The sequence below is a fragment of the Caballeronia grimmiae genome, from assembly GCF_000698555.1.
Taxonomy (GTDB): domain Bacteria; phylum Pseudomonadota; class Gammaproteobacteria; order Burkholderiales; family Burkholderiaceae; genus Caballeronia; species Caballeronia grimmiae.
The window spans coordinates 21,843-37,281 of the sequence record NZ_JFHE01000046.1 but is presented as its reverse complement, the minus strand read 5'-3'; the positions used below and the strand labels follow the sequence as shown (position 1 = coordinate 37,281).

The 15,439-nt window shown below is 61.0% G+C and carries 15 protein-coding genes; 7 read left to right on the top strand and 8 right to left on the bottom strand.

Features of this window, described 5'->3' with window-relative positions:
* Nucleotides 1-122 precede the first annotated feature (122 nt).
* The 5 genes from BG57_RS27160 to BG57_RS27140 all read right to left on the bottom strand — a co-directional run bounded on the left by BG57_RS27160 (nt 123) and on the right by BG57_RS27140 (nt 4,586).
* A complete protein-coding gene (locus BG57_RS27160; protein ID WP_052006033.1) occupies nt 123-467 on the bottom strand; it encodes a DUF2000 domain-containing protein in 345 nt (114 codons plus the stop codon).
* Between the two features lie 86 nt (nt 468-553).
* Entirely contained in the window at nt 554-1,912 is a 1,359-nt protein-coding gene (locus BG57_RS27155; protein ID WP_035969963.1) for a pyridoxal phosphate-dependent decarboxylase family protein, read from the bottom strand.
* A gap of 58 nt (nt 1,913-1,970) precedes the next feature.
* On the bottom strand, nt 1,971-3,155 hold the full coding sequence (locus tag BG57_RS27150) for a thiolase family protein (protein WP_035969962.1): 1,185 nt from the start codon (nt 3,153-3,155) through the stop codon (nt 1,971-1,973).
* A 32-nt stretch (nt 3,156-3,187) separates the two neighbouring features.
* Nucleotides 3,188-4,201 (bottom strand): aldo/keto reductase, encoded by a 1,014-nt coding sequence (locus BG57_RS27145; RefSeq protein ID WP_035969961.1) that lies wholly within the window; start codon nt 4,199-4,201, stop codon nt 3,188-3,190.
* Between the two features lie 70 nt (nt 4,202-4,271).
* Nucleotides 4,272-4,586 (bottom strand): MarR family winged helix-turn-helix transcriptional regulator, encoded by a 315-nt coding sequence (locus tag BG57_RS27140; protein ID WP_229754059.1) that lies wholly within the window; start codon nt 4,584-4,586, stop codon nt 4,272-4,274.
* 287 nt (nt 4,587-4,873) lie between these two features.
* Here BG57_RS27140 and BG57_RS27135 point away from each other — a divergent pair, with 287 nt between their 5' ends.
* Complete coding sequence (locus BG57_RS27135) at nt 4,874-5,230, top strand: winged helix-turn-helix transcriptional regulator (RefSeq protein WP_081851005.1); 357 nt, start codon at nt 4,874-4,876, stop codon at nt 5,228-5,230.
* A gap of 289 nt (nt 5,231-5,519) precedes the next feature.
* Here the strand turns inward: BG57_RS27135 and BG57_RS27130 are convergent, their stop codons facing one another.
* The 3 genes from BG57_RS27130 to BG57_RS27120 are packed head-to-tail and all read right to left on the bottom strand — an operon-like array spanning nt 5,520 to nt 7,709.
* Nucleotides 5,520-5,975, bottom strand: a complete 456-nt coding sequence (locus tag BG57_RS27130) for a limonene-1,2-epoxide hydrolase family protein (RefSeq protein WP_229754060.1) — start codon at nt 5,973-5,975, stop codon at nt 5,520-5,522.
* Nucleotides 5,969-6,940 (bottom strand): zinc-binding dehydrogenase, encoded by a 972-nt coding sequence (locus BG57_RS27125; protein WP_035969972.1) that lies wholly within the window; start codon nt 6,938-6,940, stop codon nt 5,969-5,971. Before BG57_RS27125 ends, BG57_RS27130 begins: the two co-directional genes overlap by 7 nt.
* A 10-nt stretch (nt 6,941-6,950) precedes the next feature.
* A complete protein-coding gene (locus BG57_RS27120) occupies nt 6,951-7,709 on the bottom strand; it encodes an SDR family oxidoreductase (RefSeq protein WP_035969958.1) in 759 nt (252 codons plus the stop codon).
* 105 nt (nt 7,710-7,814) lie between these two features.
* On the opposite strand from BG57_RS27120, the gene BG57_RS27115 reads away from it, so the two are divergent.
* The 6 genes from BG57_RS27115 (at nt 7,815) to BG57_RS27085 (ending at nt 15,230) form a co-directional block, all read left to right on the top strand.
* Nucleotides 7,815-8,780 carry a LysR family transcriptional regulator gene (locus BG57_RS27115; protein WP_052006032.1) on the top strand — a complete coding sequence of 322 codons (966 nt, stop codon included), beginning with the start codon at nt 7,815-7,817 and terminating at the stop codon, nt 8,778-8,780.
* A gap of 286 nt (nt 8,781-9,066) precedes the next feature.
* Nucleotides 9,067-9,447: a hypothetical protein gene (locus BG57_RS31950; RefSeq protein ID WP_229754061.1), complete on the top strand. Its 381-nt coding sequence runs from the start codon at nt 9,067-9,069 to the stop codon at nt 9,445-9,447.
* Nucleotides 9,448-9,900: 453 nt separating this feature from the next.
* Nucleotides 9,901-10,389: a chemotaxis protein CheW gene (locus tag BG57_RS27100; RefSeq protein WP_052006031.1), complete on the top strand. Its 489-nt coding sequence runs from the start codon at nt 9,901-9,903 to the stop codon at nt 10,387-10,389.
* A gap of 38 nt (nt 10,390-10,427) precedes the next feature.
* Nucleotides 10,428-11,969: a methyl-accepting chemotaxis protein gene (locus tag BG57_RS27095; RefSeq protein ID WP_035969954.1), complete on the top strand. Its 1,542-nt coding sequence runs from the start codon at nt 10,428-10,430 to the stop codon at nt 11,967-11,969.
* A gap of 269 nt (nt 11,970-12,238) precedes the next feature.
* Nucleotides 12,239-12,604 (top strand): nucleoside 2-deoxyribosyltransferase, encoded by a 366-nt coding sequence (locus BG57_RS33425; RefSeq protein ID WP_075583219.1) that lies wholly within the window; start codon nt 12,239-12,241, stop codon nt 12,602-12,604.
* Nucleotides 12,605-13,601: 997 nt separating this feature from the next.
* Nucleotides 13,602-15,230: a methyl-accepting chemotaxis protein gene (locus BG57_RS27085; RefSeq protein WP_075583218.1), complete on the top strand. Its 1,629-nt coding sequence runs from the start codon at nt 13,602-13,604 to the stop codon at nt 15,228-15,230.
* The last annotated feature ends 209 nt before the right edge of the window (nt 15,231-15,439 follow it).

Here is a 15,439-nt window from a genome sequence, read left to right as displayed (position 1 = left end):
CGCCGGTGCCGCTCCACACCGGATGACGCCGATGGCGCTCGCCTGATCTGCTGACGTTGCGCGGCTTCTAGCTTCGACGCGAGCGAACTGTCCAATAAGCTCTCCGAATAATGAAGTTGACGTTAGCGCAAAAGCTTTAGCCCTTTGAGAATTTTGTCGGCCGTTTTGCGTTGGCAGCGGAACGCTATGCCCACGGTGGCGAGATCGTCCGTCGCTACGGCGGCAACAGCCGTGCGGTTGTCCGCATCGTTGAAGGTGTTAAACAACTGCTCGGTAAACACCGAGAAAGCGACCTCGCGGGCATGGGCCCGGCCAGAGGTTCGTTTCATCTCGTCCGCCAAAGCACCGAAGATCAACACGGGTTCATGAAACATCGGCAGATAGACGCCCGGCGCGGCAGCCACACCGCTGACCGCAAAGGACGCCACGTTAAGCCGCTGCCAGGGCTCGAGATCCTCGCGCAACACCACGGCGATCTTGAAAGACGTACACTCGGCGTCGCCGCTCGCCCCTTCCGAAAGGTTTTCCCATGAGCTCCCGAGTCGTTACGAATTCATTTGCGCTCGGCGCGCAACTTCGTGAGCTGACCAATCAATCGGTCGATGTCCGCATCCTCAGTGCGCCAGGACGACACGCTCAGGCGGAAAGCCGGACGACCGCCCCAAACGGAAGGTCCGAACCAGGCTTCGCCAGACCTTTCGACCGCGAGCCGAATTTCTGTAGTTTCTTCATCATCGCGACCGCGCACGATAACCTGATTGAGGACCACGCGGTTTAAGACTTCAAAGTTTGCCGCGCGCAAGCCATCCGCAAGTCTCGAGGCTTGCGCGCAATGCCGCTCGATCAACGCTGCGACGCCGCGACGCCCCAGCGTGCGCAGGGCCGCCCATACCGGAATGCCGCGGGGGCGGCGAGAAAACTCAAGCGTGAGATTCTTCTGCGCTTTTTTCGACCCGGCGGCATAGACGGCATCGCTGTTCATTGCCTCGGCGAGCGCGTCCGGGTCGCGGCAGATTGCCATGGCGCAGTCATAAGGCGTGTTCAACCACTTGTGGCCGTCGGTGGTCCAGCTGTCGGCACCCTCGATCCCAGCTGTCCAATGACGCAGGTTCGTCGATGCCCGCGCCCAAAGCCCGAACGCGCCGTCGACATGTACCCAGGCTCCAGCTGCCTTAGCGAGTGGAATGAGATCGACGAAAGGGTCAAACTCGCCCGTATTAACCTCTCCAGCCTGCAGGCAGAGGATGGTGCGGTCGTCGAGCGGGGGCAGACGGTTAGGATCAATCCGCCCGTTGGCGTCGGTCGGCGCTTTTTCGATCTGCGCGGTGCCGAAGCCCAGGATGCGTAGTGCCTTGAGCACCACGATGTGGATTTTGTCCGACACCACAACGCGTATGTTGGGAGCACCGTTGAGTCCGTGAGTGTCAAGGTCCCATCCGGTGCGGCGCAGAAGCACCTGCCTGGCGGCCGCAAGACAGCTCAGGCCGCATGCCGTCGCCGAGGTGCCGAAACCGACAGCGCTGTCCCGCGGCAGATCGAGGATGTCGAGCAGCCATTCGCCTGCAACCTCTTCGACCTTGGCGCTGACCGGCGATGCCATGGCGAGCGGCGCGCCCTGATCCCATGCCAGCATCAGCCGCTCCGCCGCCGCAGCACCTGGCAGGCAGGCGCCGACGACAAAGCCGTAATAGCGAGGCCCGTTCGTCGTGACCGCCGCGGGCGAGCCGACCTCGTCGAGCAACGATAAGGTCGCGCCCGCGTCGAGGCCGTTTTCGGGCAACGGCTCATCAAAGGCAACAAGCGCTGCGAGCGCCTCCGGTGTGGGAAAGACGCGGCGCGTCTCGACTGAGCCGAGATAGGCGGCCGCGCGCCGGTCGGCGTCGGCCAAAAGTAAGCGTTCCTGATCTTTCACGTGAGATCCCTTTTTGCGCCACGAACTACCGGCGTTCGTAATATGGATTGGCGATGGGTCACAGGGCCTCCAACGCGAGGGCGATGCCCTGACCGCCGCCGATGCAGAGCGTGACGACGCCGCGTTTGAGGCCGTCCTGCCGCATCGCGTGGAGGAGTTTGGTGACGAGGATGGCACCCGTGGCGCCGATGGGATGGCCGTGCGCGACCGCCCCGCCATCGACATTGACGAGATCAATCGGCAGGCCGAGCTCCCGGGCGACGGCGATAGGGACAACTGCAAACGCCTCATTGATCTCGATGCGTTCGATGTCCCCCAGCGTCCAGCCTGCCCGCGCCAGCGCCTTATGGACGGCCGGGACGGGCCCAAGCCCGAACAATCCGGGTTCGACAGCCGCGACGCCGTACCCAGCGAGCCGACCGAGTGGCTCAAGGCCCCGTGCATCGACGAAGGCCCGGTCTGCCACGATCATCGCGGCCGCACCACTGTTAAGGCCGGGCGAGTTACCAGCTGTGATTGTGCCTTCCGGCCGGAAAGCGGGCCTCAGACGCGCAAGGTTCTCCGCTGTGGTGTCGGGACGCGGCGCTTCGTCGGTCTCGAAACGCTCAGTGCCCTTCCGGCCATTGATGTCCACAGGCACTATCTGGCCGGCAAAGCGGCCTTCTTTCTGGGCCGCGGCAAAGCGTTGCTGGGACCGGGCCGCAAAGGCATCCTGCTCTGCACGAGTGATACCGGCTTGGGCGACCAAGTCTTCGGTATGCCAGCCAGAATGTTGGCCCGAAAACGCGTCGTTGAGTCCGTCGGCCAGCATGCTGTCGAGAACTTGGCCCGGACCCATACGATAGCCCCAGCGGCCGCCGTCGAGTAGGTACGGAGTCCTGTCCATGTTCTCCATGCCACCGGCGACGGCCACGTCATAGTCCCCTGCCAGGATTTCGGCCGCCGCCGTTAGCACGGCCTGCGCCCCCGATCCGCAGACGCGGTTTACAGTCAGCGCCGGCACTGAAACCGGCACGCCTCCGCCAATCGCAGCTTGGCGGGCCGGGTTCATACGGTTCCCTGCCTGGATCACATTTCCCATCACTACCGCGCCGAGAAGCCCGCCGTCGAGTGCGCCGCGACGCAGGCTTTCCCGGATGACATGAGCGCCGAGTTCAGTTGCTGGCACGCCCTTCAGTGCCCCGTTGAACGCGCCGATGGCTGTGCGCACGGGATGGGCAAGGATGATTTCACGGGTTGTCATAAACAGTATCCAGAGACGAAAAGCGATAGTGACTAGGCGACCGGGATCGCCGGACGCTCAAGCCCGGACAAGTCCAACGCTGCTGCGGGTTCGCCGAACTCCCTTTTGGCCTCGCTGGCGCTATCAAGACGGGCGAGCTGCTCGGCCGACAACGTGAGGGTCGCAGCGCCGAGATTGCTGGTTAGCTGTGTCATGGTGCGTGGACCGACGATCGGCAGGGCGCCACGCTGCGCGGCCCAAGCAATCGCTACCTGATCGGGCGAGGCGTGAATTTCTTCGGCGATCCGAAGGACTGCATCGAGCGTCGCCGTGCGGAGCGCCGACGTCTCGGCCTGAAACACTTTGCCGCCGAAAGCCTCAAGGCGGCCAGTTTCTCCCTTGCGGTATTTACCGGTCAGCATGCCGCCGCCCAGCGGCGACCAAGTCACTGGCGCCAGCGCCAGCGCGCGGCAGGCCGGCAGGACATCAGCCTCTGGCTCGCGATGCACGAGGCTGTATTCGAACTGGACGGCGGCAATCGGCACCGCGCGGGTCAGCTCGGCCATGGTCACAGCCCGGGCCAGACGCCACGGTGGAAAGTTCGATAAGCCTGCATACAAAATCTTGCCTGCGCGAGTGAGGTCATCGAGACCGCGCACAATCTCCTCGGTGCGTGTTAACTCATCGGGGTTGTGAACCCAAAAGAGATCGATACGATCGGTCTTCAAACGCTTGAGGCTTGCTTCGACCGAGCTGACCATTGCACGGCGGCTGTTGCCAGTCAGAAGACGGCTCGGCTCCGGCGCGGCGCCATATGTGAACTTGCTGGCAAGCAAAAAATCGTCACGCCGACCTTCCAGCAGGTTTCCTAAGATTTCCTCGGATTGGCCAAACTGGTAGACGTCGGCCGTATCGATAAAATTGCCACCCGCCTGCGCATAGGCTTCGAGAATGGCGGCGCTTTCTTTCTCGTCGGCGCCATGGCCCCATCTTGTGCCGAAGTTTGCCGTGCCCAGTGCTATCTGCGAAACGCGGACGCCGGTCCCGCCGAGCAACTTAAATCTCATATCAACTCCTATGCGGGTATATACCCGTATTACACAACATGCGGACGGCATGAAGCACCGCCCCTAAGAATCAGACGGCCTCAAGCACCGCGTTCAATAAGTTCACCTTTTCCGCGCCAAGTCGGGTCGCGAAATCTTTCTGTGTCTCTTCCCATATTGGCAGCGCATCTCTCATGCGCGCGAGCCCCTCTGCTGTCAGTGCCACCAGTGCTTCTCGCTGGTCAGCCTCGCCTCGCCCAGTAGCGACCAAACCCATACGTTCCAGGACCCGCACGTTGCGCCCTACCGTCGAGCGTTCTAGTTCCGTTAGCTGGCCAAGGTCGGTAAGGCTTATCTGCTGTCGCTCTGCAATTGTTCTGAGCAAGAAGTACTGGCCGATGTTCATACCGAGAGGCTCCAGCGCCGCATCGTAAGCGGCCGATAGCCGTCGCGTCGCCAAGCGGAGATTGGTGCAAAAGCAGGGTGTCATAGAATGAGAGTATATACCCGTATTTTGCGGAATGTCTACGGTGACAAGAGGGAAATGGAAGAGCAAAGAAGGTTACCTAGGTCAAAAAAACTGCCTTCTTCCGGTACGGACTTATGGATCTCATAATAAGACCTGGTATGCCAGAGCGACACAAGAACAGAAGTGACTCGGACGTAATCGAAAGCTTCAAACGTTGGATAGCGATGCCCGTCATCGCCCCCCAATGTCCCGTCCGCGACGTGCTGGACCGTCTCGGCGAGAAATGGAGCACCCTTATCGTGATGGCTTTGGCCGAAAGGTCGCGGCGTTTCGCCGAACTCGTGAAGCTCATCCCGGATATTTCCAAAAGGTCGCTCACCCATGCGCTGCGCAATCTGGAGGAAGACGGAATCATCACGCGACATGTATTACCAACGAAACCGGTTTCCGTCGAATACCGGTTATCTGACCTCGGTCGTTCCATGCTGGGTCCGCTCGCTACGCTTATCAACTGGGCCGAGCGAAATCATCCCGTCATAAGAGCGGCGCGTCTGCGTTATCGGGAGAAGGAAACGCCCTAACAGGCTATTGAGCGCAAGGAATCGATGAGCGCCTCCTGAAGACCTATCGGCAAGAAAGGTACTGGTCGTCATCAGTTCGTTGGATCCGTAGTGTAATTAGCTGCATTGCTTCGACGGGCGCTCACTACGCTACGGAGCATTGAGCGTCTGCTAGTGGCCGTAGAAGAGCCACTCGACAAGCCAACGCGAGCGTTAGTCGAGAGACCGCTGTTGGCCGGAGACCGCTCGGCATTGCGGGCGACGAAGCGGATGCCGCCGCGATCCATAGTTGTATGAAGTCGGCCCACTTCTACTTGCTTGTAGCCATCGCTGCGGCTAATTGTTGATCGAAGTCAGCTGGGTCTAAATAGTCGCGCCAGACGACGATCTTTTCGTCCTTGACTGTGATCGTTCCCATCACCGGCAGTGTTATCTCACCACCATTTTCATGACGGAAGATATCCACGCGCTCGTTCAGCACGACATCGCCGGATGCCGCAATCTGCGTAACCTGCCAATCGACCGTGAAGATTCGGCCGATACCGAAGTCGGCGTGGAACGCCCTGACGTTCTCGCGTCCGACGATGTCGGGAAACGGAACATTGTCGTAGAGCACGTCGTCAGCGAGCATGGCGAGTGCTTCATCGATACGGTTGGCGCTCCAGTGAGCGAAGAATTCCAGCGCGATGCGAGTGGGATCAGATGACATGATCGAGACATCTTTGATTGGAAAGAAGCGTGAAGTTGCGCCGGTTCGCGTCAGCAAGAGACGACACCGGGCACGAGAAGCGCAATGCCGGACAGCGATCGCGCTTCGATAGCACGATGCGCCGCGACCGCATCCGCCAGTTCGAAGTGCACGACATCGAGATCGCTGAAGGTGCCGGCGCGCATTAGCGAGAACAGTTCCGCAGATGAAGCATCGATAGTCCCCGCGTTGACGAACTGAGGCGTGCCGCCGCGCATGATGCGAACATCGCGACGCGCGACTTCGGCGGGCTGATCAAGCGCATCGCCCGATGCCGCGCCGATCGCAACGATGTCGCCGCCATCACGTACGGATTGCAAGGCGAGCGCCGACGTAACCGCGCCGACAAAATCGAAAACCACGTCAACGCCATCGGGCGCAACGGCGCGAATCTTCTGGGCGATGGCCGGATCGCCCGAATGGAACGCGTGATGCGCGCCTGCGCGCACCTTTGCCAACTTCTCGCGCGAACCTGCTACGCCCAGCACCGTCGCACCGAGCGACTTCGCCCAGCGCGACAGCACGCTGCCCACAGCGCCCGACGCCCCGATCACCAGCGCCGTCTCGCCGGCGCGCAGTGGATGCAGCGCACGCAAGGCCATCCACGCCGTCAGTCCTTTGGCGAGAAACGTCGCCGCGTGGAAGGTGCAGATGTCGGGCGGCAGCTTGACGAGCGCATCGGCGGAGATGAGACGCTCGCTCGCGTAGCCGCCCGCCGCGAAGAAGTACGCAACGCGGTCGCCGGGCGCGAAGCCGTTCACATGCTCGCCGATATGCGTCACCGTGCCCGCGCCCTCAAAGCCGGGGATGGCGGGCAGCGTGACCGGAAAGCGACCGGTACGCTCCATCGTATCGACGAAGTTCACGCCGATAGCGTCTTGCGTCATTCGAACCTGACCCGGACCGGGCAGCCCGACGTCTTCATGTTCGACGCGCAGCACGTCCGGCGCGCCGATCTCATGCATGCGGATGACCTGTGCCATGTCTGTCTCCTCAGGCGGATTGACCGCCATCGACGTTCAGCGTCGCGCCGGTGATATAGGACGCGTCCGGGCCGACCAGAAACGCCACGGCGGCGGCGATATCGTCAGGCTGGCCATAGCGGCCAAGCGATGCGATGCCTTTCAGCGTCTCCGCGAACGGGCCGTCGTCCGGATTCATCTCCGTGTTGATTGCGCCGGGCTGAATGAGGTTGACGGTGATGTTGCGCGGACCGAGATCGCGCGACCAGCCGCGCGTGTACGCGGCGACGGCCGCCTTGCTGGCGACATAATCCGAGACGCCCGCGAACGGAATATGCACGGCGCCCGTCGTTCCAATAGAGACGATGCGCCCGCCATCACTGAGCAGCGGCGCGGCGGCGCGCACGGCGGTCGCTACGCCCTTCACGTTGACATCCAGCTGTCGATCGAAGACGCTTGCGTCGGCCGATGCATCGTCGACCATACCGGTCACGAACACTCCCGCCGAATTGACGAGGATATCGAGCCGGCCAAGCGCTTCATGCGCCTGCGTGACGAGCGCCTGAACTTCCTGCGCGACGGCCTGGTCGGCCTTGAACGCGACAGCGCGGCCGCCGCTCGCTTCGATTTGCGCGACCAGCGCGTTGGCACGATCCGCGGATGCGGCGTAGCTGAACGCGACGGCAGCGCCATCGCGGGCCAGCCGACGCACGATCGCCGCACCTATGCCACGCGATCCGCCGGTTACGAGGGCGGCCTGGCCAGCAAGAGGAAGAGTCTGGGTATTCATGGTTTGCTCCGGTTAGTTGATCGCATGGATGCAACGATAGACCGGAGATTGCATGCTGATTAGATGGTTTAGACTTGATCCATCTTCAAGCAATCGTTGAAACCGATGGAAACGCTCGCAAATCTGGAAAGTTTCGTGAAGAGCGCGGAGCTGCAGAGCTTCTCCGAAGCCGCCCGTCGGCTCGGCCTGACGCCGGCCGCAGTCAGCCGCAACGTCGCGATGCTCGAACGCAATCTTGGCGTGCGGCTACTGCAGCGCTCGACGCGCCGCATCACGCTGACGGAGGCCGGCGAGCGCTTCCTCGATTCGATCGGCGCGAGCTTGGATACCCTGCAATCGGCCATCGAAGAGACATCTTCCGGCGCGGCGGAACCAGCGGGCGTGCTGAAAGTCAGCTTGAGTCCCACGGTCGGACCCGCTTATATCCTTCCGCTGCTGCCGGAGTTCCTGCGGCGGTATCCGCGCGTGAGGCCGGAGTGGCATTTCGAAATACGACAAGTCGATCTCGTGCGTGAAGGCTACGATCTGGCGATAGGCGGCGGCTTTGAACTTACGCCAGGGATCGTTGCACGAGCGATTGCGCCTGCACATATCGTCGCGGTGGCATCGCCCGCTTATACGCGCGATGTCGCCCTGCCCGCGCATCCAGACGATCTCAGAAATCTGCGCGGCGTTGTGATGCGCGGCACGGCCACCGGACGCATTCGAAAATGGACGTTGCAAGGACCGAATGGCGATAAAGCCACGGCTGCCATCAACGAAGACATCGTGATGAACGATCCCGCGTCGATGCGCGACGCCGCCAGGCTGGGGCTAGGAGTCGCGATGCTGGCGCTTCCCGACGTACTGCCGGATCTTGCCGATGGCAGGCTGGTGCGTCTGCTGCCCGAATGGCATGCAGACGCGGGCACCATTTCGCTTTACTACGCATCGCGGCGACTTCTGCCGGGGAAGACGCGCGTGTTCATCGACTTCGTAATCGAAGAGTTTCGGCAGCTCAGTTATGCGCAAACGTTCGACGCGACCAAAGACACCTCGAAAGCAATCGTTCTTGCGGTTAAGCAACGTTGAACGCCGCGTATGAAGTTCGACCGCGCGTTGGGTGCCGTCGCTGCAACTTGGTTCAGCGGGCAGCTTCTGAGGGGCGACCAGTCGTTCCAATGTCTAGTCGTACAAGTGGGCGAACGTCCTTTCATGGCCGACCTGGGAAGTCCGCCGGACTCGCGGCTCGCCGCTAATCGCGCGCACCGGCGAGCTTCCCTTGCCGGCCCACCTCGGCCGTCCGGCCCTTGGTACGCCGAGCGTCTTTTGATGAAGTGCAACGGCCCGTCAACCCGCGGTTCTTGCCCGACGTGCGATGTCCTCGGTGCCGTCGAGGGGTGCGGCTTTCGCGGCATCGGCGGAAGGCTATCTCGACACCATCGATACGATTCTTCAGCAGTTCATGGACTGCGCGGGCAGCAGCGCGAAGGAAACGCCCGTCGTCGGCGATCTCAATGCACTGATCGCCGATCTCGCCGCCAGTTTCGCTGGACTGGGCCACGAAGCCACCCTCGACCTCGGCGATATCGAACCCTTTCGCGTTTCACCCGACCCGCATGATGCGGATGCTAGTGAACCTGATGCAAAACGCGGTGCTCTACGGCGTCGTCGGGCCGGAAGTACGGACGTGGACGGGTGGCGAGGCGAACACGGCATGCGTCGTAATCGCGGATCACGGCAAGCGGCTCGGCAGTGAGGATCCGGAAGCGCTCAAGCAGCCGTTCAAGCGCGGCGGCGGCGATGGTCAGCCGAAAGGCACGGGCTTTGGCGGCTCGAGACCGTCTCCTCAAGAGATGCGGCCTACTCTTCCGTGCGCTGCGACAAGTCGGTGGTTCCCTGACGACACTTCACTGGATGCTGTGCCCATCGAATCGGAACTGCTGCGGATCTGAGTGAGCAGGCTGACAAGACCGGCTGCTGCTTTTACCGGAGGGCCATGAGCGCAGCTAACGGCGGGTAGGACCGCGGCTTCAGGACGGTGAGATGGATGCCAAAGAGATCGGGCGTTTTTACGTCGCGGGCTCGACTCTTGAGCAAACGTTTGAATCCTGCTGTTCAGTTTTTTTCCACCATGCCGTTGTCCGGGAGGTAGGAAGCGACCGTCCGTTTTGGTCGGCATCGAAGCAGAACTGAGACAGCACTGGCAGAAATGAACAGCGACCAAAGACACGGTGCGCGCGAGGCGGGCAGCAAAGAATTCCTTATTTTTAATCTGGGCCAAGAGCAGTACGGCATCGACATCCTGAAGGTCCAGGAACTCCGCGGATACGACGCGGTGACGCGCGTGGCCAACGCCCCCATTTTTATCAAGGGCGTCATTAACTTGCGCGGGGTCATCGTGCCCATTGCCGATATGCGCCTGAAGTTCGAGTTAGAGAGCGCCGTCTATGACGACCAGACGGTTGTCGTCGTGCTCAACGTGGCGGGGCGAGTGGTCGGCATCGTCGTTGACGGCGTGTCCGACGTGCAGACGCTCACGCCCGAGCAGATCCGGCCAGCACCGGGCTTCAATTCGACGGTCAACACCGACTACATCACCGGCATCGGGACGATCGACGGCCGCATGTTGATCTTGATGGACATCGAGAAGCTGATCACGAGCGAGGAAATGGCGCTGGTCCAAACCGCCATCGCCTGACCACTGCCAGAAAACCTAGAAGCCACACTGACAACGAAATGACCTTCTCCAGAAAACTTTGGCTCCCGTTACTTCTGAGCCTTGCTTGCCTCGCAGGCGTTTCAATTGTCGACGCCTATCGCATGCGCTCGCTCCGCACTGAGCAGACTCAAGCCAATATTAAGCAGGCGACGGAGGTCGCCAACAGCATCGTCAAGGAGTTTGCCGATGACGCTGCAAAAGGATCGCTGACGGTAGACCAAGCCAAGCAGGGCGCGCTCCGCGCGATCGGCGGAATTCGCTTTGGCGATAACGGCTATTTCGCCGTCTTCGACTCGCAGGCGAAGGTGCTCGTGCAGCCTGTTAAGCCCGAGTTCGTCGGCAAGGTAATGATTGACTACCAGGACCCAAACGGCGTCTACCTGTATCGCGATCTGATTGATGTAGCTAAGCGACAGGGCTCGGGCTACACGTACTACTCGTTTGCCAAGCCAGGTAGCAGCGAGATCCTGCCGAAGATGTCCTACGTGTCGCTGTATCAGCCGTGGGACTGGCTGATCGTGACCGGCGTCTACATCGACGACATTGATGCCGCGTTCTACACGTCGCTCGAATGGAGCATCGGTTTGCTCGCTGCGATCGCGATTGTCTTGAGCGTGGTGGTGTCGCGCCTCAATCGCAGCATTCTTCGCTCCATGGGCGGGGAACCGGCATACGCCGCCGAGGTCGCGAATCAGATTGCGGACAACAATCTTGCCGTCGACGTCGCCACTGCCGCAGGTGACCGCTCAAGCCTCATGTATTCGATGGCCCGCATGCGCACACAGCTGCTGTCAGCCGTTGACAGCGTGAAGACGTCCGCCAATGCGATCGCGAATGCAAGCCGGGAAATCGCTGTCGGCAACACGGACCTGTCATCGCGAACCGAGCAGCAAGCCGCGTCGCTGGAGGAAACAGCCGCCAGCATGGAAGAGCTGACTGCGACTGTGAAGCACAACTCAGAGAACGCGCGTCAGGCAAGCGGTCTTGCCGGGACGGCACGAGACGTTGCACAAGAAGGCGCGACGATCGTCGGGAACGTCGTCGGGACGATGGCGGAAATCGAGGAAAGCTCGCACAAGATCGCTGAGATCATCGCCATGATCGAGGGCATCGCGTTCCAGACGAACATTCTGGCGCTTAACGCTGCGGTCGAGGCCGCGCGTGCCGGCGAACAAGGACGCGGTTTCGCAGTGGTAGCGGGCGAAGTGCGCAGTTTGGCGCAACGATCATCCACGGCCGCAAAGGAGATTCGCGAGTTGATCGAAGCGTCCAGTACTCGCGTCCACACTGGCACCGCTCTTGTCGGGCGGGCCGGGGAGACGATGACCAAGATCGGCACAGCGATCCAGAAGGTCACCGACATCATGGACGAGATCGCGTCTGCTTCCAACGAACAAAGTCGCGGCATCGAGCAGGTCAATCAGGCGATCAGCCAGATGGACGAGGTCACGCAGCAGAACGCAGCGCTCGTTGAGCAGGCGGCGGCCGCTGCCGGCTCCCTTCAAGATCAGGCGGAAACGCTGCGCGCGACGATGGCCGTCTTCAAGACCGCCGCCTAAGCCGCTGGCACCGAGCAGGCGGCGGATGACTTGACTTCGCGGGGTTATTGGTAAGCTCATAAACGTTCCAATAGCCCTGCAGTCGAAGCCACGAACCGATGTTCAAAAAGAAATCCGACGAAGTCGCAGCCCGCAGTGATGGAGTTACTTGATTAGGGCTTGCCGGCCGAGCAGATTGCGAACACTCTCGGCAAGAGCGCCTTGGCAGTGAAAAGCGGCTAAACCGGACCCAACGCCGGGTCCGTGAAGGAAGGATCGCGCCCTTTCCTTTGCCGATCGAGCGCGCCGCGAGTGAGCCCCGCATCTACCTCGCAGGCTTCGATGTCTTACGCCGCGACGCGAAGGAACACGGCGCGCACCTCAAGCACCTCTGCCGCGATCGCGGCTTTGTTGGGCCATACCCGCTCGACAGCGATGTCCCCTCTTCCCTCCAGTCGCAGAACGCCGCGCGCCACATCTATACAGCGAACGGCCAGTTGATCCGTTCGGCCGATATCGTGATGGCCAACCTCGACGACTTTCGCGGTGCGGGTCAGCCAGATAGCGGGACGGCGTTCGAAGCCGGCTTCGCGGTTGTGCTCGGCAAGCCCGTGTGGGCGTATCGGTCCAACGAGGAAACACTTGCTAATGCTTGAACGCAGCGGCGAGCGGCAGCCAAGGCGCTTTTTTTGTGCCGGTGGCTACCTCATCGAAGCTTTGGCTTCAGCGTCAATCTGATGCCTGGCGTGCTCCGCTTGACTCGTTGTCGACGGACCCGCAGCCTGCCTTGATGCGATTAGGAGCGAAGCGGACGAACCACCCTGGGCCTTGGGGGCTTGAGGTTGGCGAAGCGATAGCTTCGTTGTGGAGTTGGGGTGAATGAAATTCAGTATATCGACTTCTATGCCTGACGAGCTTTCGCTTGCTGCACCCGAGGACGCCGTGCGCAGTGGCACGTGATGAAGCCACCGGCGCAAGTCGCCGCGCCTTTGCCGATCAGTCGATCGTTCAGCACCGGTCGATGTTCTCCCGGTTCAACGACTATCTAATTGCGCACCACGCGACGGTGGCTAGCTATGGAGCGGACCACCTCGACGTTGCTTACGTCGCGTCGCGCGACTAGGCACACTTCCCGATGCAACCATCGATTCGCTAGCGAATGTTTAAGGGAAGCGGGAAAGTGCCTCCGTGCGATGTCATCCGGTGCTGGACCGTCTGATGACGAAGGCCCCAAGGTTATCCCGGCAAAAATTCCTCGAGTGACGATGCCGGTCTGCTCAAGCAAACAGCGGTGCGAATGGGCGCCGGTGTTCGCGGGCTCCTCGCGCGGCTGCCCGGTAGATCCTCCCCGACCTTCGAAAATCTGGCCGTTTTGCCCTTCGCTAAACATTCGTCCGCGTTCGTCGGGCGGCCCGCTTCTCGTCCAAAAGAATCGTCGTCTTTTTACCCGGAGACTCACAGAGCGCAAAGCTATGGAACGCTAGCTTCGTTTAATTATTTTGGCACACCCTTAATTCCTATCGTCGATCGCCGTTATTCATACGATAGTTGACAGCGTCAAGGCGCGTACCGGTATCACTTCACCTCGTAAGGCGCACGCGAGTCAACGTTCCCCCGCCGGGGCAATCAAAAAGAAAACGGAGCATTGGGGTTATGCGCATTACAAATCTAAAGATCGGAATTCGGCTGGCATATGCGTTCGGCGTTGTCGTCGCGTTGATGATCGGCACAGCGGCACTGGGAACGAAGCATCTTGAATCCAGCAACGAAAAAATGGACAACGTCGTCAGCCAGCATTACTCGCTGATCGCGTTGAGCAACACCATCAAGACGAACGGTTACAAAGCCAATGGCATCCTGAGCAAACTCCTGCTCGCTTCCTCGGAAGATCAGGCAAAGCAGTACATGGACGAATACGTCGCGATCCGTACCGCGAACGCACAATCGTATGCGAAGCTGGAGAAGCTGCTGACGAGCGATGACGGGAAGGCGCTTTTCAAGGAGCAGATCGGCGCACGAACAGTCTACGGCGTGAGCGTGCGCAATTTCTTCGATCTCGTCAAAAGCAATCGGCAACAGGAAGCACGAGATCTGTATCTCGGCGACCTCGCCCGCCAGCAAGACGACTATTACTTGCTCGTCGACAAAATGGTCAACTATCAGGCTGCGCTGATGCAGGCGGCAGTGATGAAGGCCGCCGAAGACGGTCGCCACGCGCGCATACAGATGGTTCTGCTTTCGCTCGGCGCGGTACTCGCTGCAATTGGCACCGGCATCGTCATTACGCGCAGCATTACACACCCGATTCGTCAAGCCGTGAACCTGGCCGAAGCGGTGGCGGACGGCGATCTAACACATCGGCTAGATGTCGCTTCAAGGGACGAGATTGGCAGACTGCAGAGCGCGCTCAAGCGAATGATCGAGAATTTGCACGGCATCGTCGGCAATGTGCGCACGGCGACGCAAACCATTACTCATGCGGCGCACGAGGTCGCGAGCGGCAACATGGACCTGTCTAGCCGCACGGAGCAGCAGGCGAGCGCCCTCGAACAGACAGCGGCCGCCATGGAGGAGCTGACCTCCACGGTGAAGCAAAACGCCGACAACGCGTTCGAAGCAAACCGCATCGCGTCGGATGCATCGGTGATTGCGGGAAGAGGCGGAGACGCCGTGAACCGGGTCGTGGATACGATGGGAGCCATCAACGCGTCATCGCGTGAGATCGTAAATATCATCGCCGTGATCGAAGGCATCGCGTTTCAAACTAACATCCTTGCGCTCAACGCCGCTGTCGAAGCGGCGCGGGCCGGCGAAAACGGACGGGGCTTCGCAGTCGTGGCGAGCGAAGTGCGCAGCCTCGCACAGCGCAGCGCGGTGGCTGCCAAGGAGATCAAGACGCTTATCGATAATTCCGTCGGTCTGGCGAATACGGGTAGCCAGATCGTCGGGGAGGCCGGGCAAACCATCCTTGAAGTGCTGAGCAGCATCTCGCGCGTCACGAGCATCGTCGGCGAAATGAGCACGTCGAGCCGCGAGCAAAGCGACGGCATCGAGCAGATCAACCAGGCCGTCACCCAGATGGATCAGGCTACGCAGGAAAACGCCGCCCTTGTGGAAGAAAGCGCAGCCGCCGCCCAGTCGTTGCGTGACCAGGCCGCTGAACTGACGCAGCTGGTCGCCTCGTTCAAGCTCGAGGCCACGACGTCACCGGAGTTGGCGCAAGCAGCCACCCGTTTCGTCGCCTTGCCTGAATCCCCCATGCGGACGCTGGCAACTACCTGATGTTCGATACGGCGCCATCATCCGCGGCGCACTCGCTGAACGTAGTTGCAGAAAGGACGGAGACACGGGCCGGACTGGCATTCCGGCCTGACAAAAGCTGAGCGCTGAGCTGCTTTAGACGCTTCCAAGCCAACTCGCGGACTGTCGACCGCGCTCCTCCTTCGTTTAGCCTTGGCTGCGCCGAGATCGGGCATAGAGGAGCGGCGCGA

Coding starts and splice junctions, on each gene's coding strand:
- BG57_RS27125 (WP_035969972.1), bottom strand. CDS start 6,940: ATGGCACAGGTCATCCGCATGCATGAGATCGGCGCGCCGGACGTGCTG.
- BG57_RS27120 (WP_035969958.1), bottom strand. CDS start 7,709: ATGAATACCCAGACTCTTCCTCTTGCTGGCCAGGCCGCCCTCGTAACC.
- BG57_RS27150 (WP_035969962.1), bottom strand. CDS start 3,155: ATGACAACCCGTGAAATCATCCTTGCCCATCCCGTGCGCACAGCCATC.
- BG57_RS27140 (WP_229754059.1), bottom strand. CDS start 4,586: ATGAACATCGGCCAGTACTTCTTGCTCAGAACAATTGCAGAGCGACAG.
- BG57_RS27135 (WP_081851005.1), top strand. CDS start 4,874: ATGCCCGTCATCGCCCCCCAATGTCCCGTCCGCGACGTGCTGGACCGT.
- BG57_RS27100 (WP_052006031.1), top strand. CDS start 9,901: ATGAACAGCGACCAAAGACACGGTGCGCGCGAGGCGGGCAGCAAAGAA.
- BG57_RS27115 (WP_052006032.1), top strand. CDS start 7,815: ATGGAAACGCTCGCAAATCTGGAAAGTTTCGTGAAGAGCGCGGAGCTG.
- BG57_RS27085 (WP_075583218.1), top strand. CDS start 13,602: ATGCGCATTACAAATCTAAAGATCGGAATTCGGCTGGCATATGCGTTC.
- BG57_RS27095 (WP_035969954.1), top strand. CDS start 10,428: ATGACCTTCTCCAGAAAACTTTGGCTCCCGTTACTTCTGAGCCTTGCT.
- BG57_RS31950 (WP_229754061.1), top strand. CDS start 9,067: ATGTCCTCGGTGCCGTCGAGGGGTGCGGCTTTCGCGGCATCGGCGGAA.
- BG57_RS27145 (WP_035969961.1), bottom strand. CDS start 4,201: ATGAGATTTAAGTTGCTCGGCGGGACCGGCGTCCGCGTTTCGCAGATA.